General features: G+C 64.1%; 26 protein-coding genes. 13 read left to right on the plus strand and 13 right to left on the minus strand.

Annotated features, from left to right (window positions below):
* Positions 1-3: 3 nt before the first annotated feature.
* The 5 genes from QA645_RS21980 to QA645_RS22000 all read right to left on the minus strand — a co-directional run bounded on the left by QA645_RS21980 (position 4) and on the right by QA645_RS22000 (position 3382).
* A complete protein-coding gene (locus QA645_RS21980) occupies positions 4-462 on the minus strand; it encodes a MaoC family dehydratase (protein ID WP_283053036.1) in 459 nt (152 codons plus the stop codon).
* A 13-nt stretch (positions 463-475) separates the two neighbouring features.
* Positions 476-1126 (minus strand): 3-oxoacid CoA-transferase subunit B, encoded by a 651-nt coding sequence (locus QA645_RS21985; RefSeq protein WP_283053038.1) that lies wholly within the window; start codon positions 1124-1126, stop codon positions 476-478.
* 4 nt (positions 1127-1130) lie between these two features.
* Positions 1131-1778, minus strand: coding sequence for a CoA transferase subunit A (locus QA645_RS21990; RefSeq protein WP_283053040.1), 648 nt, complete (start codon positions 1776-1778; stop codon positions 1131-1133).
* Between the two features lie 87 nt (positions 1779-1865).
* Complete coding sequence (locus tag QA645_RS21995) at positions 1866-2459, minus strand: hypothetical protein (RefSeq protein WP_283053042.1); 594 nt, start codon at positions 2457-2459, stop codon at positions 1866-1868.
* Positions 2456-3382, minus strand: a complete 927-nt coding sequence (locus QA645_RS22000; protein ID WP_283053044.1) for an alpha/beta hydrolase — start codon at positions 3380-3382, stop codon at positions 2456-2458. The genes QA645_RS21995 and QA645_RS22000 overlap by 4 nt, the downstream gene beginning before the upstream one ends.
* Positions 3383-3510: 128 nt before the next feature.
* On the opposite strand from QA645_RS22000, the gene QA645_RS22005 reads away from it, so the two are divergent.
* From QA645_RS22005 to QA645_RS22015, 3 genes are read left to right on the plus strand one after another with little or no spacing between them, the layout of a single operon-like run.
* The gene (locus tag QA645_RS22005) at positions 3511-6018 is read left to right on the plus strand and encodes an alpha/beta hydrolase (protein ID WP_283053046.1); all 2508 of its coding nucleotides are present in this window, start codon (positions 3511-3513) and stop codon (positions 6016-6018) included.
* Between the two features lie 8 nt (positions 6019-6026).
* On the plus strand, positions 6027-6890 hold the full coding sequence (locus tag QA645_RS22010; RefSeq protein WP_283053048.1) for an alpha/beta hydrolase: 864 nt from the start codon (positions 6027-6029) through the stop codon (positions 6888-6890).
* Positions 6891-6917: 27 nt separating this feature from the next.
* The gene (locus QA645_RS22015) at positions 6918-7268 is read left to right on the plus strand and encodes a phasin (RefSeq protein WP_254131494.1); all 351 of its coding nucleotides are present in this window, start codon (positions 6918-6920) and stop codon (positions 7266-7268) included.
* 449 nt (positions 7269-7717) lie between these two features.
* Here QA645_RS22015 and QA645_RS22020 read toward each other — a convergent pair whose 3' ends face one another.
* Both QA645_RS22020 and QA645_RS22025 read right to left on the minus strand, forming a co-directional pair.
* Positions 7718-7918, minus strand: a complete 201-nt coding sequence (locus tag QA645_RS22020) for a hypothetical protein (protein ID WP_283053050.1) — start codon at positions 7916-7918, stop codon at positions 7718-7720.
* An 881-nt stretch (positions 7919-8799) separates the two neighbouring features.
* A complete protein-coding gene (locus tag QA645_RS22025; RefSeq protein WP_254131493.1) occupies positions 8800-9048 on the minus strand; it encodes a DUF3551 domain-containing protein in 249 nt (82 codons plus the stop codon).
* Positions 9049-9442: 394 nt separating this feature from the next.
* Here QA645_RS22025 and QA645_RS22030 point away from each other — a divergent pair, with 394 nt between their 5' ends.
* Positions 9443-9634, plus strand: a complete 192-nt coding sequence (locus QA645_RS22030; RefSeq protein WP_254135408.1) for a hypothetical protein — start codon at positions 9443-9445, stop codon at positions 9632-9634.
* A gap of 253 nt (positions 9635-9887) precedes the next feature.
* On the plus strand, positions 9888-10220 hold the full coding sequence (locus tag QA645_RS22035; protein ID WP_283053052.1) for a DUF1476 domain-containing protein: 333 nt from the start codon (positions 9888-9890) through the stop codon (positions 10218-10220).
* Between the two features lie 5 nt (positions 10221-10225).
* Here the strand turns inward: QA645_RS22035 and QA645_RS22040 are convergent, their stop codons facing one another.
* Positions 10226-10804, minus strand: coding sequence for a TIGR00645 family protein (locus tag QA645_RS22040; protein ID WP_254131491.1), 579 nt, complete (start codon positions 10802-10804; stop codon positions 10226-10228).
* Positions 10805-10913: 109 nt separating this feature from the next.
* Between QA645_RS22040 and QA645_RS22045 the strand changes: the two genes are divergently transcribed.
* The gene (locus tag QA645_RS22045) at positions 10914-11201 is read left to right on the plus strand and encodes a hypothetical protein (protein WP_283053054.1); all 288 of its coding nucleotides are present in this window, start codon (positions 10914-10916) and stop codon (positions 11199-11201) included.
* A 16-nt stretch (positions 11202-11217) separates the two neighbouring features.
* Here the strand turns inward: QA645_RS22045 and QA645_RS22050 are convergent, their stop codons facing one another.
* A complete protein-coding gene (locus tag QA645_RS22050) occupies positions 11218-11346 on the minus strand; it encodes a hypothetical protein (protein WP_256561590.1) in 129 nt (42 codons plus the stop codon).
* Between the two features lie 814 nt (positions 11347-12160).
* On the opposite strand from QA645_RS22050, the gene QA645_RS22055 reads away from it, so the two are divergent.
* Complete coding sequence (locus QA645_RS22055) at positions 12161-13087, plus strand: septal ring lytic transglycosylase RlpA family protein (RefSeq protein WP_283053055.1); 927 nt, start codon at positions 12161-12163, stop codon at positions 13085-13087.
* Positions 13088-13097: 10 nt separating this feature from the next.
* Here QA645_RS22055 and QA645_RS22060 read toward each other — a convergent pair whose 3' ends face one another.
* Complete coding sequence (locus QA645_RS22060) at positions 13098-14054, minus strand: alpha/beta hydrolase (protein WP_283053056.1); 957 nt, start codon at positions 14052-14054, stop codon at positions 13098-13100.
* A 152-nt stretch (positions 14055-14206) separates the two neighbouring features.
* Here QA645_RS22060 and QA645_RS22065 point away from each other — a divergent pair, with 152 nt between their 5' ends.
* From QA645_RS22065 to QA645_RS22090, 6 genes are all read left to right on the plus strand, one after another.
* Positions 14207-15469, plus strand: a complete 1263-nt coding sequence (locus tag QA645_RS22065) for a D-alanyl-D-alanine carboxypeptidase family protein (RefSeq protein WP_254131487.1) — start codon at positions 14207-14209, stop codon at positions 15467-15469.
* Between the two features lie 2 nt (positions 15470-15471).
* Entirely contained in the window at positions 15472-16158 is a 687-nt protein-coding gene (gene tmk, locus QA645_RS22070) for a dTMP kinase (RefSeq protein WP_283053058.1), read from the plus strand.
* Positions 16155-17201, plus strand: coding sequence for a DNA polymerase III subunit delta' (locus tag QA645_RS22075; protein WP_283053060.1), 1047 nt, complete (start codon positions 16155-16157; stop codon positions 17199-17201). Before tmk ends, QA645_RS22075 begins: the two co-directional genes overlap by 4 nt.
* Before the next feature lie 107 nt (positions 17202-17308).
* The gene (metG, locus tag QA645_RS22080; protein WP_283053062.1) at positions 17309-19300 is read left to right on the plus strand and encodes a methionine--tRNA ligase; all 1992 of its coding nucleotides are present in this window, start codon (positions 17309-17311) and stop codon (positions 19298-19300) included.
* A 12-nt stretch (positions 19301-19312) separates the two neighbouring features.
* Positions 19313-20089 carry a TatD family hydrolase gene (locus QA645_RS22085; protein WP_283053064.1) on the plus strand — a complete coding sequence of 259 codons (777 nt, stop codon included), beginning with the start codon at positions 19313-19315 and terminating at the stop codon, positions 20087-20089.
* Between the two features lie 14 nt (positions 20090-20103).
* Positions 20104-20901: an MBL fold metallo-hydrolase gene (locus QA645_RS22090; RefSeq protein ID WP_283053066.1), complete on the plus strand. Its 798-nt coding sequence runs from the start codon at positions 20104-20106 to the stop codon at positions 20899-20901.
* A 2-nt stretch (positions 20902-20903) separates the two neighbouring features.
* Here the strand turns inward: QA645_RS22090 and QA645_RS22095 are convergent, their stop codons facing one another.
* The 3 genes from QA645_RS22095 to QA645_RS22105 form a co-directional block, all read right to left on the minus strand.
* Complete coding sequence (locus tag QA645_RS22095) at positions 20904-22337, minus strand: autotransporter outer membrane beta-barrel domain-containing protein (protein ID WP_283053067.1); 1434 nt, start codon at positions 22335-22337, stop codon at positions 20904-20906.
* A gap of 278 nt (positions 22338-22615) precedes the next feature.
* Complete coding sequence (locus QA645_RS22100; protein WP_283053069.1) at positions 22616-24073, minus strand: autotransporter domain-containing protein; 1458 nt, start codon at positions 24071-24073, stop codon at positions 22616-22618.
* A 159-nt stretch (positions 24074-24232) separates the two neighbouring features.
* A complete protein-coding gene (locus tag QA645_RS22105) occupies positions 24233-25882 on the minus strand; it encodes an acyl-CoA synthetase (protein WP_283053071.1) in 1650 nt (549 codons plus the stop codon).
* Positions 25883-25908: the final 26 nt, after the last annotated feature.

The raw sequence follows: 25908 nt of genomic DNA on the forward strand, positions 1-25908 counted from the left end.
CCCTCAGCGATAGTGCAGGGCGATCAGCTCGGCGACGCAGGCGGGCTTCTTGCCGCCTTCGATCTCGATCACGAGATGGTAGTTCACGCGCAGGCCGTCCGGCGGCACGTCCTCGGCTTCCGCGACGGTGACGCGGCCGCGCAGCCTGGAGCCCGACGGCACGGGTGCGAGATACCTGATCCGGTCAGCGCCATAGTTGAGCGTGTTGCGCAGACCCTTCAAGCCGATCACGGAGCGGATGAAGAGCGGGGCGAGCGCGAGTGAGAGCAAGCCATGGGCGATCGTCTTGCCGCCTGGCATCTCCGCAGCTGCGCGCGCCTGGTCGACATGGATCCATTGCTCGTCGCAGGTCGCCTCGGCAAACTGGTTGATGCGATCCTGTGATACCTCGACCCAGTCGCTGACACCGATCTCCGTACCGACCGCGGATTTGATCTCGTTGAGGTCGCTGAATATCCGCATGACTGTCCCCTTGTCAGAGTTTCATTTCCGGGACGTTGTCTGGCACGGTGAGCTCGGCCTCCGTGACCGCCATGACCTCGCCGACGCTGACACCGGGTGCGGTTTCCAGCAGCGTCGCCTTTCCATCGGGGAAGCCGATCACGGCCATGTCGGTGACGACCAGGCTCACCGGCCGCGCCGAGGTCAGGGGCAGGGTGCATTTGGCGACGATCTTCGACTTGCCCTTGGCGGCGTGCTGCATGGCGACGATGACGCGCTTGGCGCCGCTGACGAGGTCCATCGCGCCGCCCATACCCGGGACCATCTTGCCGGGGATCATCCAGTTGGCGAGCAGGCCGTGTGCATCGACCTGGAGACCGCCAAGTACGGTGACGTCGACATGACCGCCGCGGATCAGTCCGAACGACATCGCGCTGTCGAAGGTCGCCGCACCGGGCAGTGCGCTGATCGGACGGCCGCCGGCGTCGGTGAGCAGGGGGTGGGCCATGCCCTGCTCCGGAATGGGGCCGGTGCCGATCAGCCCGTTCTCCGACTGGAAGAACACCTTGAGATCGGCCGGGACGTAGTTGGCGACAAGGGTCGGAATGCCGATGCCGAGATTGACGAGATTGCCGCTCTTCAGCTCCCGGGCGACGCGACGGGCGATGATGATCTGCGGATCCATGATCTCACCCGTTCGTAATGAGGTAGTCGACGAGCGGCGCCGGCGTGACGACGTGATCAGGCGCGATCACGCCGACCGGGACGATATGCTCGGCCGTGACGATCACGGTGTCTGCCGCCATCGCCATGATCGGATTGAAATTGCGCGCCGTCAGCACGTAGGTGAGGTTGCCGAGATAGTCGGCGAGGAAGGCGTGGACCAGCGCGTACTGGGCGCGGATGGCGGTCTCCAGCAGGAACGGCTTGCCGTCGACCTCGATCTGGCGCTTGCCTTCCGCAACGAGCGTACCGACGCCGGTCGGCGTGAGGACGCCGCCGAGGCCGCAGCCGCCGGCCCGGATGCGCTCGACGAAGGTGCCTTGCGGCACGAGCTCCACGGCGATCTGGTTTCCCAGCATCTGCTGCTGCGCCTTTGGATTGAGCCCGATATGGGTGGCCGTCAGCTTCGAGACCTGCCCGGCGTCGAACAGCTTGCCGACGCCCTTGCCCGGCGTGGCGGCGTCGTTGCAGATCAGCGACAAGTCGGTCTTGTTCTGCCGCACGAGCTCGTTGAGCAGCCGCTCCGGCGTGCCGACGCCCATGAAGCCGCCGACCATGACGCTCGCGCCGGCCGGGATCATCGCGACGGCTTCTTCGACGGACACGGCCTTCATGGTCGGAACTCCGGTCGGCGGAGGTGAGAGGATGGGATGTTGGCGATGGGGGAATGCGCAGCCTTGATCTGCGTCAAGGCTGCACGCTCATTCGCGCGGCACCACGCCGATGCCTTGTAGCGTTTCGTTCCAGAGCCGGCGCACATCGGCGTGCCGCCGTTCGAGCGCCGCGCTGATCACGTCCCTGACAGGAACGAGATCGGGTCCTTTCAGGTACAGGATCTGCGCCTGCAGCAGCCGGCTGCTTTCGAACTCGATCCGGCGCAGCGCCGTCACGAATGGATCGTCCGCGTTTGCTTCCGTCGGCAGGAGGGCCGCCGGGCGGATGCCGGCGTGAACGGCGTGGGCGAGCGTCGCAAGGTGGATGGCCTGCGCGCGGGCGTGATCGGCAATGCCGTCGATCGGGGCGGGCAGCCAGGCCATTTCCCAGGACGCAGCCATAGGGGCTAGCGCGAAATCGGGGACCCACGTCGTCGCGCGCATGAGCAGGGAGACGATCTCGCTTTCGCGATAGAACTGCGCGTTCAGCTCGGTCTGCCAGGCAGCTTCGAATTTCGCGGGGAGGGCGAGGGCGAATTGCCGCGCCAGCGCGCCGTGGGCGGAGATCAGGAACGCGGCCACCCGCGTCTGCTGGCGCGGCGGCACGCGGCCATCCTCCAGCGGTCCGAAGAACGCGCTCATGGCGCCGTCCTCCGCACCGGGATCGCGCGCAGATGGTCGTAACCGTCGGGAAAGGGCGCAAACGCGCCGCCGGGATCTTCCGGCGCGATCAGGACCTGCTTGTCGCCGTGCCAGCGGCCGGCCATCACGTCCTCGGCAAAGCGCGCCAGCAGGTCGGCCGTCAGCGCGGCCTTCTCGAGCGTGAAGGCGTGATAGGCCCGGGGGATGATGACGAGGGCGCTGTCGGGAATCTCGACACGCAGGGTCTCGTGCAGCGCCCGCGGCGTGAGGAAGTCGAACTCGCCGTTCAGGATCATGGTCGGCAGAGCGATGGAGGAGAGAAGCGGTGTCAGCGGCTTGAAGTCGAGGAAGGACTCCATCAGGTTCTGGAGCGCATAGACGTCGTTGACCAGCCAGCCCTGCCGCTTGACGCTGTCGAGCTTGTCCAGCAGCGGTTGCAGCCACTGGTCGGACAGGTTCATCGGCAGCAGCAGGTCCTGGAGATAACCGGTGCCGCCGAGGATCAGCCCGGTGCGCAAGGCATTGCCGATCAGCAGCAGTTGCGGCGACAGCTCGGCGAAGCAGCTCATCGGCACGAGCCCCGACAGCCGCTCGCCGTGCTCGATGGCATAGCGTAGCGCGATCAGGCCGCCGAAGCTGATGCCGCTGAGAAAGATCGGGCCGTCACCGAGCTCGCCGATCAGGCGATGCAGCACGGCGACGTGGTCGTCCTGGCTGATGAACAGCGCGGGCTTGTCGGAGACGCCCTGGCCGAGCAGGTCGAAGGTCGCGACCCGGAAGTGCCGCGCGATGAGCGCGTCGCGATAGGCCCCCCATAGCTCCGAATATTGCGTGAGCCCGTTAACCAGCACATAAGCCGGCGCATCCGCCGGCCCGTCGAGCTCATAGCGGATCCGGTATGAGCCATGACTGAGGAAAGGCATCGCGAGACCCGCGTGATGATGGCCGCAATCCTCTACGTCGGCGTGAGCAATCCATTGAGCTAAATCAAACCCCGCCTTGATGCCCCGCCTAGCGTTCGCGCAAAACACCGCTCAGGAGGGAGTTCGTCATGACCGGGAGTAGTGCACTCAAGCGTTGCTTCGTCAGCCTGGTTGTGTTGCTGGTCGGCACCGCGCTTGCGGTGGCGCAGCCGTTCACGCGGCGCTCGTCCCAGATGCAGCATGACGGTCTCAAGAAGTCCTATGAGATCGCGAACTTCCGCCTCGGCGGCAAGTACGACCTGACCGATCCTTCGAAATGGGAGAATGGCGGCGAGGGCGGCGTGACGCTGGAGTCGCTGGGCGGAGGCAAGCTACGGACCGCCTACATTGCGATCGGCAATGCCCGGCGCAACGCCGCCGGCGAGATCACCAATGCGATCGTGATCAATTCCTATTATTCCGGCGACTCCACCGACATGTATGAGCAGTGGGTCAAAGGCGCCGCCCTGTCGGGCGGCGTGCCCATCATCGGCCCGGGCCGGCCGATCGACACCGACCGCTACTACGTCATCATGGTCGATCCGCTCGGGACCTGGGGCGCCAGCAAGCCGTCGGACGGTCTCGGCATCAAGTTTCCGCAGTACAGCTACTACGACATGGTGCAGGCGAATTACCGCCTGCTGCGCGACGAGCTGAAGGTCGCGCGCGTCGCGCTGGTTTCGGGCGTCTCCATGGGCGGCACGCAGACCTATGTCTGGGGCGTGATGCATCCGGAATATATCAACGCGCTGATGCCGATCGGCGGCACGACGCAGTCCGATGGTGAAGATCCCGTCGGCAATTGGACCTTCCAGATGATGACAGCTGCGATCGAATCCGATCCGGTCTGGCAGGCAACCGAAGGTGATTATTACAAGTTGCCCAAGGAAAAGCATCCGATGCCCGGCGTGGCATTTGGCTGGTCGATCCTTGGCATGACCGGCTATGACTTCGCCTTCCGCACGACCCAGAACTGGAAAGCCGTCCAGCCCGAAATCTTCTATTGGGATCCGCCGAACGAGAAGGCGGCCTTGAACGTCATCAACCGCGCCAAGCTTTATGACGCGGTCGACCTCGTCTGGCGTAACCGGGTCGGCGAGACCCACAATATCAATCCTTATCTCGGCCGCATCCGGGCGCGCACGCTGGTGATGCACATCACCAACGACCTCTGGCTCAACTTCAAGCTGGCCCAACAGGCCGTCGATCGCGTGCCCGGTGCGGATCTCATTGCGCAGGAAAGCCCGGTCGCCCACTACGGCGTGTTCCCAATCATCAACCAGCGTAAGAACGATCCGAAATTCGTCGCTTTCATGGACGACGTCGCTGCGCTTGATCGCGCGAACAAATTCGTCGACAAGAACTTCCGCGTGCCTGGCGTCGCCGAGGATATCGATCCCAAGAAGTCCTTCTGGAAAGACTTTGTGACCTATCCCTATCCGGTCAAGTTCGCCAACGCCAAGGACAAGAGCGGCAACACCTGGCAGATAGGCTACATGGATGAATATAACGGCACCGACAAGGATCCGAAGGTGCTCGTCATCATCCACGGCAAGGGTGCGTTCGGAGGGCATTACGGCAATATCATGCAGCAAGCGCTGCGCAGCGGCATACGCGTGATCGTGCCGGACCTACCGCATTACGGCATGTCCGGCCCCGGCAATCTCGACAAGAGCCCCGCGCGCACCATGCAGGACATGCGCGAGGTGATCTACGATCTCGTCGTCAACCAGCTCGGCGTGAAGAAGGCCTATTATCTCGGCCATTCGCTCGGCGGCCAGTTCGTGATGGGCTATGCGCTGACCTGGCCGGATGCGGTGCAGGGACTTGCGCTGGAGGCACCTTCAGGCCTCGAAGAATATCCTCGCGAGATCACGATCGCCAAGGACAAGAAGGCAAAACTGTTCGACCCGGCCTTCGACCATGACTTCGACAAGTGGAGGGCGACTTGGGACCAGACCGGAATCCTCGCCGCCGAGAAAGCGCGCGATGAGCAGAGCGTCCGCGATTTCTTCTTCTTCAAGAAGCGTGATCCCGTCACAGGAGCCGTCTCGGCATCGAAGAGCGGTTACTTCTTCAGCGACAGCGAATATGCCCGCTTCCATACCGAGCAGCGTGTCGGATTGATCAGGGGCAATCCGAAAGAGCTAGAACAATGGTGCAACGTCTTCATCTACGACATCTATACGATCGGAGCCGAGCTTCAGCAGGATGACCCGAAGAACCTCTTTGAGCGGGTCACGCAGATCAAGGCGCCGATCTTCCTCGCGTTCGGCGACAAGGAGCCGTTCATTCCGACGCCCGCGTTCAACGGGCTGACGGATCTCGGTCGCGACGTCATCACGCCCTTCATGTCGCGCATGACCAATGCCGGCAACCGGCCGATGCTCAAGATCTATCTGGAGACCGGGCACTTCATCCACACGGACAACCCGGTCGAGTATTCCGCCGACGTCGTGGATTTCGTGACCAAGGGCACGGTCGATACGTCGTCGCCGCTAGGGATCGACCGCATGATCAGGGGAGCTGTGGTCTCGGCTCTGCCGGTGGCGCCGACTCCGCCGGGGGCAGCCCCCACGGCCGGCCTCAACAAATAGGGCTGCTCATGGCCAGGGTGCAGGCGGGTGAGGTCCAGCTGGGCTGGCGGAGTTGGGGCGAGGGCGATGTCACCATCGTCTTCATCCACGGCAATCTTGCCAGCAAGGATTGGATCGAACTCGCAGCGCCCTTGTTTCCGTCGGGCCTCCGCGTCATCGGCATCGACTGGCGCGGCTGCGGCGACAGCGAGCGGCCGAAGCCCACCGCGGACTATGCAAACTACTCCATGCAGCAGCATGCCGACGACATGCTCGCGGCGCTCGATACGCTCGGCATCGGCTACTGCCACCTCGCCACGCATTCGACCGGCGGCATCATCGCCGCGCGCATGCTGCTGGCACAGCCGCAGCGCTTCGGCCGGGTCCTCGCGCTCGACCCGGTGACGCCGCTCGGCATGGCCTTCAATGCCGACCAGATCGGCCTGTTCCGAGCGATGATGGCGAGCAAGGAGCTGACGCGGACGATCATGGCGACGGCCGCATCCTCGTTGTTCGTGCCGGAGAGCATGGCGCCGAACGCCGTTCCGCGGTTTCGCGACGGGCTGGGGGATATCCAGGCCCTGTTCGACCGCATCATCGATCAGACCTTCGGCGTCTCGGAGGGAATCTGGATTGGGACGCCAGTCAATCTGACGCGGGAAAGAGAGAGCCGCGAGCTGGAGCGCCGTATGAAGGAGCTCCGGCATCCGCATCTGGTGCTGTGGGGCGAATGGGATGGCTGGATCCCGCCGACCGATCTCCGCGCCATGGCCGAGGCGATGCCGGATTGCCGCCTCGTCGTCGTGCCCCGCATCGGACACTCGATGAACCTGGAAATGCCGGCGCTTTACGCCGGCTATTTCGGCGCATGGTTCGGAGGACTTGCCGCGTAACCACGAACTCCTGAGAGGAGAGGCGTCATGGCTGAGATCAACGTATCCGTAGAAGGCGTGCGTGCGACAATGACCGACGCACTCGATCGCGTGCGCAAGGCCAACTCGAATTATTTCGAGCTGCTGGAGAAAGCCCTGAGCTCTTCACCGCTGCCGATTGCGAGCCAGGCGAAGGAGTTTTGCAGCGTCATGCAACGCAACGTCAACGCGACCTTCGATCTCGGCGACAAGCTGATCCATGCCAAGGATGTGCCGGACGCGCTCAAGCTCCAGGCCGACTTCTTCCAGGACCAGATGCGCGCGCTCACCGAGCAGACCCGGACCATGGGCGAGTCGGCGATGAAGGCCGCCGGCGGTCTGTTCGGTCCGAAGGGCTGAAGCAGCGGGTACGGCTGGGCGAGGTCAAGCAAAAGGCCCAGGTCCGGATAAGTCCCGGGCAGGCGGGACTGGGCCTGCGGAGGCCCAAAAGAAGGGGGCCGCGCAATGGCGGCCCCCCTGCCGGTTGCAATGATTGTTCGGAATTGAAATGCCAGCCCCGGCATCCGCTATGCTAATCGCCCGTGCTTTCGACGCAACGTAAATCGTTGGTTTCACTTGGGGAACCGGGAGAACTGTTGCAGATTCGCTGGCAGTGCATCTGACAGGGACAGCATGTGTGACCTTTATTGGAGGCCGCCTGTTGCCGATCCGACGCTGGTCGATCGACGCCGAGCCGACCGGGAACATTGCCGCACCGGCGGCAACGAGGCGGCTCCATACCCCCTACGAAAGGACCAGCATCGACAGTTCGGACGATCCCGGGTTCGTTCGCGACCGGTTCGCGCTCCCTACGAGAGGCAAGCGACGATGGCGAGAACGACATCCGAGCCGAGGTCACCCGAATAGATCGACAAAGCAATCCCGAGCCCAAGCGCCAGAGCAATAACTTTGAGAGCAATCATCTGAATTCCCCTCGTTCTAATGCGGACAGGCTGAGCCCTGATTGTTTCCAGGCTGCTTCGAGGGGAGCGATAAATGGCTTCGTTCACCGAGCCGTTATCCTCGGGGGCTCAAGACGAAGGCCGCAGCGATGATCCGCCGCGGCCCACGCCGTGTGAAAAATGCCGGGTGAAAAGATCCAAGTGAAATATGCTGCCAGCCCCGGTACCAAAAATTCTACCGGGAAAATTAGGCAATCTTCAAATTAATTCCGCCGGGCCGCGAGAGAATCTCTGAATTGCTTAACCTTTGTGGGAGGTCATGAGGGAGAGCTCCGCCCTTTGGCTGGCTATCGGGCGGGCCCTCGACCCCAAGCGCAAGCCGCATACATCCCCGCGGCCCGGCCCGAGGGAACCTTGAGCCCAATTGCTCATTGAATTCCATGAGAATTCCGGACCTTTAGGGGTGCCTCGGACGGATTAGGATACAACTCATTTTAGAATTTTGATTTGGAGCTACCCGTTGGCCGCAAGTCTAAAAATGATCGTTTCTGCTTACGTGCGCTCGAATAACCGGCAAGCTCTCGAGAATATGCGAGAGCTTCGGCGCCAGTTGCTCGAACCGCTCCAGACGACATCCAGCATCAACGCGGCGAAGTCTCGCGAGTCCATACTCGAGGACCTTCGCGTGATCGAGGAGGGATTGGAGCAGCTGCGTCTATCAGGGCGCGGCTGAGACAACGACAGCGAGCTTCTCGCTTGCTCGAAATCCTGATGTGCTGAGCTCGTCCCTATCTCTCGCAGCCACGAGCTGGCTTTTGCCACGTCGTGATCCCGCTCGACGGCCGGGGGCGCAGCAGACGAAGTGTCGGGAAAAACGAGTATCCGGGGGCAAGAGGGATTAGAGCGCGCGGCCCTCGGGACTTCCGCGAGCATTCGCCTGCGGCCAGGTTCGGCGTGTTGACGCCGTACCGCCCGAGCAGTCGCGACGATCAGCGCCGCTCCTGCAACTTCTTTGTCCCGGGCTGGGCCTGCTGCTTGAACCTCACGCGCGGATTGATGTCGCAAGTCGTGTCCCATCGGCCGGATGCTGAAGCCATGCATTGCTCCCGGGTCTCGTACATGCACTCGCCGGGCCAGCCGAGATCGTCGCCAACGACACACCAGGGATAATCACGCTCTGCGTGCGCAGCAGGAAGGGATCCCAGAAGGATCAACAGGGCCAGGACTGTGGTGCGCATCTCGGTTCTCCAGGTATGACGCCCTCGACGAGAGAGCTTTGAGCGGGCCGAAGCCAATGGCAGTCTGCGTCTTGGTTGCTGTGGAGGCCATAGCTCACCCGGGCGGCGTGGCACGTCAGATCACGCGCTGTCGCTGCTCATTTCGAATCGCTAAAGCGGGCTGGGGTCCACGATCGGATTTCGGAATAATAGTATTATCTCACTGTTTTGCCCGACGCGTCAAACGGCTTTTGCGGGGATGCGCAAGGTGGGCGCGGACATCGTCGATTCGCGATGCGCGGGCTACTGTGCATGGGGTTGTTTTCGATGTTTTTGGCAGAGGTCGGTAGCCGGGGCGCCGGATGGGACGGGAACCTCTCGCGGAACCTTTTCCTCACCGCCGCGTTACCTCGCCATGACAGAAGATCTTTCCTTCCGACGCAAACCCTTGACCCCTGAACAGCGCCAGGCGCGCGATGCGGCGCGCCGCGTCGAAGCGGAGAAGGCCATGCGCGACCATGAGGCCGCGCAGAAGGCATTCTATGAGAATCGCGAACGGCTGAAAGCCGAGCGGCTGGCTCGTGAGGCGGCCGCCGCCAAGGCCTAACGACAAGGCCTGACGACAAGGCCTGACGGCAAGCAAGGCCGCATCGGTCAGGCATCTCACAAATCACAAATCTGTTCGCCGTGCGCCTCCGGTTCAGGACCCGGGGGCGCGCGGCCGCTTGCGCCTGGGCCGACCAGTGGCTTGACGGCGTGCGCCTTCGGTCGGATGATTCAAATCATCCTCAATTGACGAGAACGACGGAGACATCCGCTCCCAGTCCAGATCCCATCAGCGCAACGCAATGGAGCTGACCATGACCACGTTCGACAAGCGCGAGCAGGGCTTCGAGGCGAAATTCGCCCACGACGAGGAGCTCATGTTCAAGGCCGCGGCCCGGTCCAACAAGCTGCTCGGGCTCTGGGCCGCGGGCGAGCTCGGGCTCAGCGGCGATGCCGCAGCCGCCTACGCGACGGCGCTGGTCACGGACAATCTGGGCAACCAGACCATCAACGAGACCCTGCGCAAGGTGTCGAGCGATCTCGCGGCAAAGGGGATTTCGCGGGAGCAGGTTGCGCAGAAGTGCCAGGAATGCCTGCACCAGGCCTTGGCGCAGCTCGAGGCCGCATCGCGCCAGGCTGGCGGATAGTCAATTCACTCGGCGTCCTTGCGCGCGGCCGTGTTGCTGAACCTGTCGACGAAGGCGATGCCGATCGCCGAGACCACGAAGGTGATGTGGATCAGGACCTGCCACATCACACCGTTCTCGGTGAGACTGGCGCGGTTGGAGCCGAGATTGCCAGCCTCGATGAAGGTGCGCAGCAGCGCGATCGAGGAGATGCCGATGATCGCCATCGCCAGCTTGATCTTGAGCACGCTGGCGTTGACATGGCCGAGCCATTCCGGCTCGTCGGGATGGCCCTGCAGGTCGAGCCGCGACACAAAGGTCTCGTAGCCGCCGACGATGATCATCACCAGCAGGTTGGAGATCATCACGACGTCGATCAGCGCCAGCACGCTCATCACGATCTCCTGCTCGGTGAGCTCGAAGGCATGCGAGGAGAGGTGCCAGAGCTCCTTCAGGAACAGCACGATATAGACGCATTGTGCGACGATCAGCCCGAGATAGAGCGGCAGCTGCAGCCAGCGCGAACCGAAGATGATCATCGGCAACAGGCCGAGCCGCGGCGAGGGCGGGCGGGGCCGGGTCGTGGTGTCTGGTTCAGTTGACATGCAGGTCGCATCCACGCATCGAGATTGTCTCGCTCACCTGTAACCCGCCCAGATGGCCGGCGGAAGACGCGGCCGTGCTATCATGCGGTCTGGATCGGGAGGCTGGCAGATGTCTCGCAGCTTTGGCTGGGCGCTCGGGAAGATATTGATCGCGGCCGCACTGATGCTGGACGCCGGCGCGGCCCCGGTATCGGCGACACCGCTGACGCCATTTCGCTTCGAGGATCAGGCCCAGCGCCATTGCCCCGACGACAAGGTGGTGTGGCTGGATTTCAGGAAGGGCGTCTACTACCGCAAGGGCCAGAAGCTCTATGGCCAGGGGTTCGACGGCAGCTTTGTCTGTCTGACCGAAGCGCGCGGCGGCCTCTATCGCAGATCGCCGCTGGGCTTGCGCTGACGGTTGCGGGCGTGAGCTAGTTCTGGCTCGGCAGCTTCACCGGGACGTGCGGGGAGGTGCTGATGACCCGGGGGCTTCCGTCGGGATAGGTCCGGCCGCCGCGGATCAGCGATTCCAGGACCAGGAAAAATTTCTCGGCTAGCATGTGCGTCACCCTCATTGGTGATGGCCTCGTGAAAATGAGTCGAGGCGCCGACGCGAAAATTCAATCAACTAAACGGGAGCGTCGCAATCCCGGATCAATACGCATGCTGCGTCGCAATGGTGCAGCGGTCGGAAAATTCGAAAACGCTGGTTGAGGATTAGCCGAAGGCCAGGGCGACGAGGCTCGAGCAGAGCAGGACCAGACCGCCTGCGGTCAGTGCCAGAAAGCCATCGGATACGAGGTCATGTTTGCGCATGGGACACCTGCTGCTCTCATCCTCGATGCTCAATCGGATTGATTAAAATTGTCCGAACGAGCCGCTGTGAAGAAGTGATGCAATGTCGACCGCGCGAGTGCCGTCAGGCCCTCGTGCGGTAGCCTTCAAACGCGTGGGCCAGGAAGATACCTGCGCTTACCAGACCCATCAGTGCCGAAACCGTCTCGATCATCGTTAAATTCCAATCCCGCCCCTGCAGCCGAGAAAACGCGGGCGGCCTTGCACAGTCAAAAGAATTCCGGTGAAGCCGGCGACAATGGGGGTGGAGTGAGCTTTTGGCGCAACAGCTTGTGCAGGACTGGCACATCAGAGGTGGCGCCGAGGGCCGCGTGCACCGTAGATCAACGGAGAATGCCGAACGTCCTGTTTACCATCCCGACGCGAACGCTGTGGGCTCCCCATTTCCGCCGTGTTCGGGTTGCGTTATCGTTACCGTCTCGGAGACGGTGGTGGGCCGCCTCGGAGCTTAGGGTCCGGAAGGCGCCCCCGCAGGCAAGCGGGTTGGGTCCGCCTCCGGCGAAATGGTATTTGGGGCGAATGGGGATCCGACGGTCAGATTCGGTGGTGCGGGCCGCGCGCAGTGTTGCGGTGGTTGCCAGCTGCCTAGCGCTCGCCAATTGCGCCTCGTCCAACAAGTTCGCCAGCCGGGTCGATCCCAAATACGGCGTGTCCTCGAGCCCGCGAGTCGTGGCCTGGGGCGATCCCGTCCCCAAGGGCGGCGGCACCTATCGCGTCGGCAAACCCTATGTGGTCGCGGGCCGGACCTACGTGCCGGAGGAGGACGTCAACTACCGCGCCGAGGGCATGGCGTCCTGGTACGGCGACGATTTCCATGGCCGCCAGACCGCCAATGGCGAAGTGTTCGACATGGGCTCGCTGACGGCGGCGCATCCGACCCTGCCGATGCCGTCCTATGCGCGGGTGACCAATCTCTCGAACGGCAAGTCGCTGATCGTCCGCGTCAATGACCGCGGGCCCTATCACGGCAACCGCCTCATCGACGTTTCGAACAAGGCTGCCGAACTGCTTGAATTCAAAGGTAATGGCGTCGCCAGGGTTCGCGTCGAATATGTCGGCCGGGCGCCGCTCGAAGGCTCCGACGACCGCCAGCTGATGGCGACCTTGCGCACCGGCGTTCCGGCGCCGTCGCCCTCGATGGTCCGGGTCGCCTCGGCCCGGCCGTTCGTTCCGGAGCTGACGTCGAGCCGCGGCGCCATCCGTGGCGACGTCCCGATGCCGGAGGGGCGGCCCTATAGCCTCGGCAACACCTCGGCCGACGTCGCCTCGATCAACGCGACTTCGGAGATGTCGGCCTCGAGCCGCAGCCGGGGCCGGGCGCTACAGAATGCGCGGCAGGTGTCCTACGACGAGGACGGCCGCTATGCCGCCGGGAGCGGTCCGGCCGCCGCCGATGACGGGGCATCCGAAGCCCGCAGCATCCTGACCGGCCGCGGCCTTTACTGACGGCCGCGCATTAGCGCGAAGTCGCCTCACGCAGGAATCTGATCAGCGCGGCGTTGACGTCGTCCGGCCGCTCCTGCTGCACCCAGTGGCCGGCACCGTCGATGATCAGCTTTCGCGTGAGATTGGGCAGCACGCGCTCCAGTTCGTTGACGCGCTTGGCGCCGATCAGGCCGGTGATCACGGCGTCCTGCGCGCCGGCGATGAAGAGGGAGGGCTGGTGGATCTGCGCGTTCTGCCAGGGCGCGGTCAGCTCCCAATTGCGGTCGAGATTGCGATACCAGTTCAGCCCGCCGCGGAATCCCGACTTGCGGAAGCTCTCCGTGAACTGGGCGAGATCGTCCTCGCTCAGCCACGCCGGCAGTGGCTCCTCGGCGCTGGCACGACCGAGAAAGCCCTCGCCCTCCTGCACGAACATCGCGGCGTTCGGATCGGCAAGCCCGCGGCCGCCGAGCACGATGCGCATGGTGCGGGCGACGTCATGCTCGAACTCGGCCTCCGCGACACCAGGCGCCTGGAAGTACTGCCAATAGAAATTGGTAATGCCGCCCTGACGCAAGAGCTCCAGCGGCTTGCCGCGTCCGCGGAACGGCGGTGGCACGCTCAGGCCTGCGACGGCCGTGAAGATATCCGGACGAAACAGAGCCGCGTGCCAGGCGACCGGCGCGCCCCAGTCATGGCCGACCACCATCGCCTTGGTGGCACCAAGCGCCTGGACCAGGCCGACCACATCGCCGACGAGCTCGAAGATCGAATAGGCGGTCACATCAGGCGGCGCCGCGCTCTCGCCGTAACCACGCATGTCGGGGGCCACGACGTGGAAGCCGGCATCGGCGAGCGCCGGGATCTGGTGTCGCCAGGAATAGGATAATTCCGGCCAGCCATGGCACAGCACGACCAGCGGCCCCTGGCCGGCCTCACGGATGAAGAGGTCGATCCCGTTGGCCTTGATCACCCGGGTGGTGGACATCGCTTTTCCGCCTTGTTTCAGGGGTTTGGTCAGGAAATATCAGGTGCCACGATAGGGATGCGACGAGAATCGTGCAATCTCGGGGCACGCGCCGATCCTCGTGTTGTTCGCACCGGTTCCAGCTGTTAGAACGCCGCTCTCAGGGCTTCGCCATGGCATTTCGTCTCATCTCGCTCCGTCATACCGGATTCACGGCCGGAGCACTGGCGCGCGGGCTGGTCGCGGCGACTATTGCGGTGAGCCTCAGCTGGGGCGGCGTGATCTACGCCGCCAACCAGAGCGTCCAGGGCGCCAAGAAGACCGAAGATACCGGCTTCGATGGTGATGCCCCCACCGCGATCCTGATCGAGGCCTCCAGCGGCAGCGTGCTGTTCGAGAAGAACGCCGATGAGCTCCGTGCCCCCTCCAGCATGATGAAGCTCGTGACCGCGGAAGTCGTCTTCAACGCGATCAAGAAGGGCGACGTCAAGCTGACCGACGAATACCGGATCAGCGAGAACGCCTGGCGCAGGGGCGGCGCGCCATCAGGCGGCTCGACCATGTTCGCGGCCATCAACAGCAAGGTCTCGGTCGACGACCTCCTGCATGGCGCGATCATCCAGAGTGGCAACGACGCCTGCATCGCCCTCGCCGAAGGCATCGCGGGCAACGAGCGGATCTTCGCCTCCGATTTCATGACCAAGCGCGCCCGCGAGCTCGGCATGACCAAGTCGACCTTCGCCAACTCCAACGGTTTGCCCGACCCCGGCAACAAGATGACGGTGCGCGAGCTCGGCATGCTCGCCCGGCACATCATTCTGGACTTCCCCGAGTTCTACAAACTGTTCGGCGAGAAGGAGTTCACCTGGAACAAGATCCGCCAACCCAACCGCAATCCGCTGCTCAATTCGATGGAGGGCGCCGACGGCCTGAAGACCGGCTACACCAAGGAAGGCGGTTACGGCATGGTCGGCTCGGCCGTGCAGAACGGCACGCGGCTGATCGTCGTCGTCAACGGGCTCGAGGACATCGAAGATCGCGCCACCGAAGCCAAGAAGATGCTGGAATGGGGCTTTCGTAATTTCGAGACCCGCACGCTGATCGCGGCCGACCAGCAGGTCGGCTACGCCAAGGTGTTCGGTGGCGAGAGCCGCTCGGTGAAGCTGGTCGCGAAAGAGCCGGTGAAGGTGATGGTGCACAAGAGCGGCGGCGACAAGCTGATCGCGCGCGTGGTCTATAACGGCCCGGTGCGCGCGCCGGTCCAGGCCGGCCAGCAGGTTGGCGTGGTCAAGGTCTGGCGCAGCGGCAATATCGCGGTGGAGACGCCGGTCTATGCGGCCGAGGCGATCGGTACCGGCTCGACCATGCGGCGCGCGATCGATGGTGCCAGCGAGCTCGTGATCGGCATGTTCCGCGCGGGCGCCGAGAAGCTCTGATCATGAGTGAGAGCACGGGACAGCGTCCGTCCGGACGCGGACGCTTCATCACCTTTGAAGGCGGCGAGGGGACCGGCAAGTCGACCCAGATCAAGAAGCTCGCCGACCGCCTCGGTGCGGCGAGGCTCCGGACCATCGTCACGCGGGAGCCTGGTGGCTCGCCGGGTGCCGAGATCATGCGCCATCTGGTGCTGTCAGGCATGGGCAAGCTGCTTGGCCCCGAAGCCGAGACGCTGCTATTCGCGGCCGCTCGCGACGACCATGTCCGTACCGTGATCGAACCCGCGCTCAAGCAGGGCGTTTGGGTCCTCTGCGACCGCTTCGCCGACTCGACACGGGCCTATCAGGGCAGCCTCGGCAGCGTGCCCGCCGGGTTGATCAATGCCATGCAGCGGGTCACGATTGGCGATCTCAAGCCGGATCTCACCATCATCCTCGACTTGCCGGTCGAGATCGGTTTGGCCCGCGCGGCGGCGCGGCGCGGCAGCGGCACGCCCGACAGGTTCGAGGGCGAGAAGCTCGCCTTCCACCAGGGTCTGCGCGAGGCCTATCGCAAGATCGCCGCGGACGAGCCTGCGCGCTGCGTGCTGATCGACGCCAATTCCGATCCTGACACGGTAGCCGGACGGGTCTGGACCGCGCTACGCGACCGTCTCCTGCCGACGCCTGCATCGGTGGTCTCAGCATGAGCCCGCGTCAGGTCGAGCGTGAATCCGCCATTCCGCATCCGCGCGAGACAAGCCTTCTGTTCGGCCATCGCGAGGCCGAGATCGCGCTGCTGACCGCCTACCGCAGCGGGCGGATCCCGCATGCCTGGTTGATCGGCGGACCGCAAGGAATCGGCAAGGCAACGCTGGCCTATCGCATGGCGCGCTTCGTGCTCGCCCACGGCCAGCCGCTGTCGCCTGCCGTGCATAGCGCCGAGGACCTCGCGATCGATGCAGATGACACTGTGGCGCGGCAGGTGGCGGCAAGCTCGCATGGCGGCTTGCTGACGCTGGAGCGGACCGCGAATGACCGCGGCGTGATGCGCACTGTCATTACCGTGGACGAGACACGTGAGACGATCTCGTTCTTCGGCTCGACGGCGGCGGCAGAAGGCTGGCGCGTCTGCATCGTCGATACGGTCGACGAGCTCAATCCCAACGCGGCGAACGCGCTGCTGAAAATCCTCGAGGAACCGCCGCAGCGATCGCTGTTCCTGCTTGTCAGCCACGCGCCCGCGCGCGTGCTCGCCACGATCCAGTCGCGTTGCCGCAAGCTGCGTTTGCGGTCGCTGACGACCGACGAGGTCATTCGCGCAGCCGCCACGGCCGCCGATCTCGCTCCGACCGATCTGGCTTTGCGCGAGGCCGCGGAGGCCTCCGAAGGCAGCGTCGCACGGGCACTGACCCTGCTCGGCGGTGATGCGCTGAAGCTCCAGCAGCGCACGGCGGCACTGCTTTCACGTCTGCCGCAAGTGGATCCGCGCGAATTGCATACGCTCGGCGAATCCCTTGGCACCAGCGACCGCGTCGCGCTTGCGGCCTTCATCGACGGCATCGATCGCTGGATCGCCGAACGCCTCCATTCCGACGAGGCCAATGCCAACCAGAACCTGCCGCGCCTTGCGCGCCTAGCTGAGGTATGGGAAAAGATCGTCCGCGCCGCGCGCGACACCGAAACCTATAATCTGGAGCGAAAGCCCTTGGTTTTCTCGGTGTTCGGCTGGCTGGCGGACGCAACGCGCTAGAGCATGATCCGGAAAAGTGTGCAGGTTTTCCGAGAAGACCATGCTCAGAACAATAACCGAACCCAAATTCGTTTCCAAATTTCGAGAAGCCGGTAAAGGAATTCGTCGTGGCAACACGAGCTAAGAAAACCGCCAAGGGCAAGAGCAGCAAGAAGAAGGCTTCCAAGAAGGCCGCGAAGAAGGCTGTGAAGGCGCTCGCGCGCAAAGCTGCCAAGAAGGTCAAGAAGACCAAGAAGGCGGCCGCCAAGAAGGGCGTGAAGAAGGGCGCGACGAAGACGGCAAAGAAGGTCGGCAAGAAGGCTTCGAAGAAGCAGGTCGTCGCCAAGAAAGCCGTGACAAAGAAGGCTGCCAAGAAGCCCGCCAAGGCTCCGGCGAAGAAGGTGGCCAAGAAGGCGAGGGTGAGCGCGCCCGCCGTGATGTCCGCTCCGGTCGCCGCGCCGGCGCCTGTCGGCACACCGCCGAAGACTGTGAAGCCCAAAGTGTCGAAACCGAAGGCGCCGCCTGCGCCGAAGCCGTTGGCTGCGCCGAAGGCGGCCGCGCCCGTAGCGGCGCCCGCGCGCGACAACGTTTTCTACATCACCACCGCCATCGCCTATCCCAACGGCGTTCCGCATATCGGTCACGCCTATGAGGCGATCGCCACCGACGTGCTGGCGCGCTTTGCGCGGCTCGACGGCAAGGACGTGTTCTTCCTGACCGGCACCGACGAGCACGGTCTCAAGATGGTCCAGACCGCACAGAACGAGGGCCTGACGCCCGCCGCGCTCGCGACCCGCAACGCCGCCCGCTTCAAGGAGATGGACGAGCGGCTCAACGTGTCGTTCGACCGTTTCATCCGTACCACCGAAGAGCAGCACCATCGCTCGACCCAGGAGATCTGGCGTCGCATGGAGGCGAACGGCGACATCTATGCCGATACCTATTCCGGCTGGTACTCCGTGCGCGACGAAGCCTATTACGCCGAGGACGAGACGCGCCTGAACGACGACGGCGTGCGGCTGGGACCGCAGGGCACGCCGGTCGAATGGGTCGAGGAGAAGAGCTATTTCTTCCGCCTCTCGGCCTATCAGGACAAGCTGCTCAGGCTCTACACGGATCGCCCTGATTTCATCGGACCGGACTCCCGCAAGAACGAGGTGGTGAGCTTCGTCAAGGGTGGCCTGCGCGATCTCTCGATCTCGCGCACGACGTTCGACTGGGGCGTCAAGGTGCCTGGCGACGAAGAGCACGTGATGTATGTCTGGGTCGATGCGCTGACCAACTACATCACGGGCGTCGGCTTCCCCGACGAGAGCGACCAGAACTGGCGCTACTGGCCGGCCGACGTGCACATCATCGGCAAGGACATCATCCGCTTCCACGCTGTGTACTGGCCCGCATTCCTGATGTCGGCCGGTATTCCCGTGCAGAAGCGGGTCTATGCTCACGGCTTCCTGTTCAACAGGGGCGAGAAGATGTCGAAGTCGGTCGGCAACGTCGTCGATCCCTTCAACCTCGCCGACCAGTATGGCGTCGACCAGATGCGCTATTTCTTCCTGCGCGAGGTCCCGTTCGGCCAGGATGGCAACTACAACCATGAAGCCATCGTCGCGCGCATCAATGCCGATCTCGCCAACGATCTCGGCAATCTCGCGCAGCGCTCGCTGTCGATGATCGCCAAACAGCTCGGCGGCGTGCTGCCCGAGCCCGGCGAGTTCAGCGACAACGACAAGGCGATCCTGGCGATGGCCGACGGCATGATCGCGGCCGGCCGCGAAGCGATGTCGACGCAGCAGATCCATCAATGGCTCAACGCTGTGTGGGCGGTGGTCGCGGAAGCCAACCGCTATTTTGCGGGCGAGGCGCCGTGGGCGCTGGCCAAGACCGACCCGGCGCGGCAGAAGACGGTGCTGTACGTCACCGCCGAAGTGGTGCGCCAGATCGCGATCCTGGCCCAGCCGGCTATGCCGACCGCATCGAGCTTGCTGCTCGACAGCCTTGGCATTCCCGCAGGCGAGCGCGACTTTGCGATGCTTGGCGGTGCCAGGCGGATCGCGCCCGGTTCGACACTGCCGGCGCCGACGCCGGCGTTCCCGCGCTACATCGAGCCGGCGGCCTGAGGCGTTCGCACGATGCTGGTCGATAGTCACTGCCATCTGGATTTTCCGGACTTTGCGGAGGATCTCGACGGGATCGTGTCTCGTGCCCGCGCGGCCGGGATCGGCCGCATGGTCACGATCTCGACGCGGGTGCGAAAGCTCGATCAGCTTCTCGCCATCGCCGGGCGCTACGACGACGTCTATTGCTCGGTCGGTACCCATCCGCACAATGCGGACGAGGAGGACGGCATTTCGCCGGACGAGCTGATCGCGCTGACGCAGCATCCGAAGGTCGTCGCACTCGGCGAAGCCGGGCTCGATTACTTCTATGACGACGGCTCGCCGGAGGCGCAGGCGAGGGGTTTTCGTGCCCACATCGCGGCGGCGCGCGTCACCGGCCTGCCGCTGGTGATCCACACCCGCGAAGCCGACGAGGATTGCGCCCGCATCCTGGAAGAGGAGGCGGCGAAGGGGGCGTTTCGCGCGGTGCTGCATTGTTACACCGGCGGGCGCGAGCTGGCGCTGAAGGCGGTGTCGCTCGGGCTCTATATCGGGTTCACGGGTATCCTGACCTTCAAGAAGTCGGATGCCTTGCGTGCGCTTGCGGCCGAACTGCCGTCCGACCGTATTCTGGTTGAAACAGACTCGCCCTACCTTGCGCCGGGCAAGTTCCGGGGCAAGCGCAACGAGCCTGCCTATGTGGTCGAGGTCGCCAAGGTGCTGGCCGAGACGCGCGGCGTGTCGCTCGAAGAGATTTCACACCAGACCAGCGAAAACTTCTTCCGCCTGTTCTCCAAGGTGAAAGCTTAAAGACTAGGAGCCGCATGACTCTGACGCTGACGATCCTGGGGTGCGGCTCCTCCGCCGGCGTGCCGCGCCCGGCGCTCGGCTGGGGGGCCTGCGATCCCAACAACCCCAAGAACCGCCGCCGCCGCTGCTCGCTGCTGGTCGAGAGGACGTCAAGCCACGGCACCACGCGCATCGTGATCGACACCTCGCCGGATCTGCGCGAGCAGCTCATCGACACGAATGTTGACCACATCGACGCGGTGTTCCTGACCCATGAGCATGCCGACCAGACTCATGGCATGGACGATCTGCGCTCCGTCGTTCTCCACATGCGCAAGCGCATTCCGACCTATTTCAACCAGTCGACCGCGAAGGACATCATGGCGCGGTTCTCCTACTGCTTCATTTCCCCGGAGGGCAGCGACTATCCGCCGATCCTGACACGGCATTCGATCGAGGCAGGAGGGAGCCAAATCGTCATCGGCAAGGGCGGGGACGTGACCATGACCGCCTTCCTGGTCCAGCATGGCAACATTCCCGCGCTGGGCTATCGCATCGGCAACGCGGCCTACACGCCCGATCTCAACGACATCCCGCGCGAAAGTTGGGGCGCGCTGGAAAACCTCGATCTCTGGATCGTCGACGGCCTGCGCTACACCCCGCATGTCAGCCATTTCAGCATCGACGACGCGCTGTCCTGGATCGAGCGCTTCAAGCCGAAGCGTGCCGTCATCACCAACATGACGGCCGACGTCGATTACGAGGTGATCCGGCAGAAGCTGCCTTCCGGCGTGGTGCCGGCCTATGACGGACTGCGGCTGGAGACGAACTAGCCTTACCAAGTGTAGCGGACTACGGCCTTGCCGGTATAGGCGCGCACCAGGCTCGACAGCTCGCTGTCGAAGTTCGCGCTCGCCGACCAGCCGTTCAAGCCGCGCAGCTCGAGGGCTACGCCAGTCAGTGCCGAGTTAGGTGCAAGCGCCGTGGTTCCGATCACGAAGCCTTGGCCGGCCCCCTGGCCGGATCCCTGGCCGGAGAACGCCTGATACACCGCTGGCAAAGACTGCGTTGCGCTGAAATCATGCGCCCAGGCCAGACGTCCTCGCAGATCGAAGAGGCTGCCAGCGAGCACGAACGACGTGCTCGTGCGCAGGCCGAGCTCGCTGCGGCTGTCGGTAAAGCTGTTGCTGTTGCTGGAGGGCGCCCTGGACGGATCGGCAGCGTCAGCCAGCTGACCGGCGCTGGCAGCGAGGCGGAACATGGTGACCTGGCCGGCTGCGTAAGGCGTGATGCCGAACCATGGCATCGCAATCCGGTAGCCGCTCTCGATGCGGCCCGAATAGGCGTTGGCGTTGACGGCCGGGGAGAGCTGATCGCTGCCGGCCGGCGTGACCTGATGATCACTGGTGATGGCCTGCCAGCCATAGGCCAGCGCGGTCGCGACATAGGCCGCGCCGATGGAGTGCCTGATGAAAGTGCCGGCCTGGAACAGGTCAGAGCGGCCGCTTGAGAAATTATTGGCAAAGCCGGTGCCGCCGCCGGCAAGCGCAAAGCCCATCCGTGTCTGTGGTGAGAGCGAATAATCCGCGCCCACGGCGGTGGCGAAGCTGCGGGCCGACGAGCCGTTGCCATCGGTTGCGGTCTGCGATCCGCCGAAGCCTGCGGCCCAGATGCTCCAGTGTGGAGCCGCGAGTGACGGCTTGCCGTAGATCGCCTCATACGCATCGCGCCCGATGCCGCCGTGCGTGCGGTCATTGCCGAGATCGGCGTAGGCAGAGAGCTCCGAGTCGAACTCGGGCCGCCCGATGCCGCGTCCGTCGATGGCTGGATCAAGAAGGGTCTGCGTGAATTGCGTCATCGCCAGGAACGTGGCTTGCGCCGCATCGGTCTGTGACGTAGCAGCGGAGCCGCCGCCAAACGCCTGCCGCGTGCCGAACCGGCCTGCGCCGGCGAGCCCTGGTGGCTCTCCGTTCCAGCCGTAGTTCGGCTGCATCCCCGAGGCGCCGTTGTGGCCACTGCCGTACGGCGCGCCGCCAAAGCCAGACATCGGCGGTGGGGCGCCGAACATCGCGCCGCCCGTGCCAGCAAAATTGTTGCCACCACCAAAATTGCCGAAGCTGCCGGGTGCATTCGGACTGGGCATGCCAAAATTCTCGGAAGCGGCGAAGCCGCCGTACTCACGCATGGCCTGCGCGTCCGCCGCGCGCGGCAGAAACAATCCAGCCGTCAATAACAGCAGCGCCAGACGCGCACGCACGTCTGTGCTCACGACAGCAACCGCATGAAGCGCCCCAACCGCGCCGGTCGCCAGCCGCGCAGCCTGCACGGCGAATCAGGTGGAATCAGCGAATCCGACGGGAAGGAAACGTAAATGCGTCTCTAACGTTTTCCAATCTTTTCCTGTCGTGTCTCGATGTCGTCAAACATGCACGATTCATTTCAGGGCGAATTCCGATCGCCGCAAACGCAACTCCGCGCTTCTACGGGCATGTCAGACTGGCAATGGTCGCCGTGATGCCGGCTTGGGGCCAAGTACCCGCTGCGGCCTCACCAGGCATAGCGCATGATGGCCTTGCCGGTGTACGACCTCACTTGGCTTGAGAGTTCGCCATCGAGGGTTGCGGCCGCGGCCCAGCCGTTCAGCCATTTCACTTCGATGGTGCCGCCCGCGAGCGTCGAATTCGGTGCCAGCGCCGCGCCGCTTGTGACGTAGCCGAGCCCCGGCAGAGCCTGGAAAGCAGCGGGCAGAGTACCGGCAGCAGTGAAATCATGCGCCCAGGCCACGCGCGCCCGAACATTCGCGATGCCGTCGTCAAGCGCGAAGGATGTACTGGTACGCAAGCCCAGTTCGCTCCTTCTATCGTTGATGCGATCACTGCCGAAAGCAGTCGCAACGGCGTTCGCAACATAGGCTGGTAGGTTGAAGGTCATGAACTGCCCGGCGGCATAGGCGGTCACGCCGGGCCCTGGCGTGGCGAAGCGATAGCCGCTCTCAATGCGGCCGGAATAGGCATCGGCATTGAACGCAGCGTTGAGCTGATCGATGCCCGGGTGATCGCTGGTCATCGCCTGCCAGCCATAGGCGAGGGCCGTGGCGACATAGGCCCGCCCGATTGTGTGGCGGACGAACGCGCCGGTCTGGAACAGGTCGGAGCGGCCGCTTCCGGCACTGCCGGTGAAATTGGTGCCGCCGCCAGCCATTGCGAAGCCCAGCTGCGTTTGCTGCGAGAGCGAGTAATCGGCGCCGACCACAGTTGCAAAGATGCGGCTCGATGAACTGGAGCCAGACGTAGCGTTGCTGCTCGAGACCTGCGAGCCCAACCCCGAGGCCCAGACGTTCCAATGCGGCGCGTAAGACGAGCCGGGGAAGGGCAGCTTACCGTAAAAGGCCGCATAGACATCGCGCCCGACACCGCCGCGCGTTCGATCAGACTCAGACGGTGCCGCCGCATAGGCCTCAAGCGCCTGATCGACGGGCCCTGCACCGGCTCCGCGGCCGTCGATCGCGGGGTCGAGCAGAGTCTGCGTGAACTGCGTCATCGCCAGGAACGTGGCCTGTGCGGTTTCGGCCTGCGACAGCACCGCAGGGCTCGAAGGCGACAACGCAGCGACGGCGCCAACGTTCGCCGTAGCGGACGGCGCGCCGGCAACAGTTGCGACGCTCGGCTGACTGGTCACGGTATTGCTGGCAGGAGCAGGCGAGCTCGTGCCACTGCTGGCCGTCACGCTGTTGCTGGACGCGGCCGAAGCAACAGAAGCCGGACTGGCGAGCGCGGTACTCAAGGTTGTTGCCGTCAACGGCTGCGACGATGGCGCCGGACTAGCGGCCGTCACACTCGCCTGCGTTGTTTGCGACGGAACCGAAGGAATGGCGCTCTGGGTCGGCGGAGACGCGCTGGCAGGCACCTTCGCCGGGGCTTGCGCGTTGGCGCTACCGGGTAGCAGTCCGATCATCAATAGCGGCGCGAGACGCAAAAATGCGCCGTCGCGCGAGATCAATCGCATCAACCGCCCCAACCGTACCGGTCGCCAACCGCGCGGCGCATCGTTCAGGAATCGACGAACCCGGCGCGATGGAACCGTAAGGGCGGCGCCGCCTTTTTCAAATCTTTTCCCGTTATGTCCGGGGTTTCACGGGAATCCGACCCGGTCGTCGCAGATCAATCAGACCGTAATCGCCTTGGCCGAGCCGACCTCGTTGCGCAGCAGGAATTTCTGGATCTTGCCCGTCGACGTCTTCGGGATCGGCCCGAACACGACCGCCTTCGGGGTCTTGAAGCCGCTCATATGCGTGCGGCAGAAGGCGATGATGTCGGCCTCGCTCGCGCTCGCGCCGTCCTTGAGCTCGACGAAGGCGCAGGGCACCTCGCCCCATTTCGGATCGGGCTTCGCGACCACGGCAGCGAACAGCACGGCCGGGTGCTTGTAGAGGATGTCCTCGACCTCCACCGACGAAATGTTCTCGCCGCCGGAGATGATGATGTCCTTGGAGCGATCCTTGATGGTGACGTAGCCGTGCTCGTCGAGCACGCCGAGATCGCCGGTGTGAAACCAGCCGCCCTCGAAGGCTTCCTTCGTCGCCTTCTCGTTCTTGAGGTAGCCCTTCATCACGATGTTGCCGCGGAACATGACCTCGCCGATGGTTTCGCCGTCGCGCGGCACCTCCTGCATGGTCTGCGGATTGATGACCGTAACGCCTTCCTCGAGCGGGTAGGGCACGCCCTGCCGGCGTTTCATTTTCGCGCGTTCGGGAGCGGGAAGCTCGTCCCAGCCGGGCTGCTCGGCGCAGACGGAGGCGGGGCCGTAGACCTCGGTCAGGCCATAGACGTGCGTGAGCTTGATACCGATGCTTTCGGCGCCTTCGAGCACGGCGACCGGCGGGGCAGCGCCGGCGATCAGGCCGACCACGCGGCGGGCGGCACCGCCCTTCGGCGCGTCCGGCGCATTGATCAGCGTGTTGTAGACGATCGGCGCGCCGCACATGTGGGTGACACCGTGCTGCTTGATCAGCTCGAAGATCTTGGTCGGCTCGACCTTGCGGAGGCAGACATTGATGCCGGCGGCCGCCGCCAAGGTCCAGGGAAAGCACCAGCCGTTGCAGTGGAACATCGGCAGCGTCCAGAGATAGACCGGATGCTGACCGAGATTGCCGGCAAGGATGTTGCTGACGGCATTCAGATAGGCGCCGCGATGATGGGTGACGACGCCTTTGGGATTGCCCGTGGTGCCAGAGGTGTAGCTCAGCGCGATCGCATCCCACTCGTCCTTTGGCAGGATCGCCGCAAAATTCGGATCGCCTTGCGCGACGGCGGCTTCATATTCGAACTCGCCGATGCGCTTGCCGCCCTTAAACGAGGCATCATCGACGTCGATTACGAACGGCTTTGGCCCGCTCATTTGCGCCAACGCATCGGTGATCACGCCGGAAAACTCGGGGTCGACAAGGATGATCTTGGCGCCGCCATGATCGAGCTGGAACGCGATCGAGGGCGCATCGAGGCGGATGTTGAGCGCATTGAGCACGGCGCCCGTCATGGGCACCGCGAAGTGGGCCTCGTTCATCGCCGGAATGTTCGGCAGCATCGCCGCGACGGTGTCGCCGACGCCGATGCCCTTGCCGGCGAGCCAGGATGCAAACCGCTTGCAGCGCTCATGCGTCTGAGCCCAGGTGAAGCTGCGGCTCTCATAGACCGTGCTGACGTGATCCGGATACACCGCGGCGCTGCGCGCGAGGAAGCTCAGCGGCGACAGCGGCACGTAGTTGGCGGGGGTCTTGTCGAGGCCGATATTGTACTGGTTCTGCTGATCGCTCATCGACACCCTCCATGACGCCGCGCGGT

This window comes from Bradyrhizobium sp. CIAT3101 (assembly GCF_029714945.1).
GTDB lineage: Bacteria > Pseudomonadota > Alphaproteobacteria > Rhizobiales > Xanthobacteraceae > Bradyrhizobium.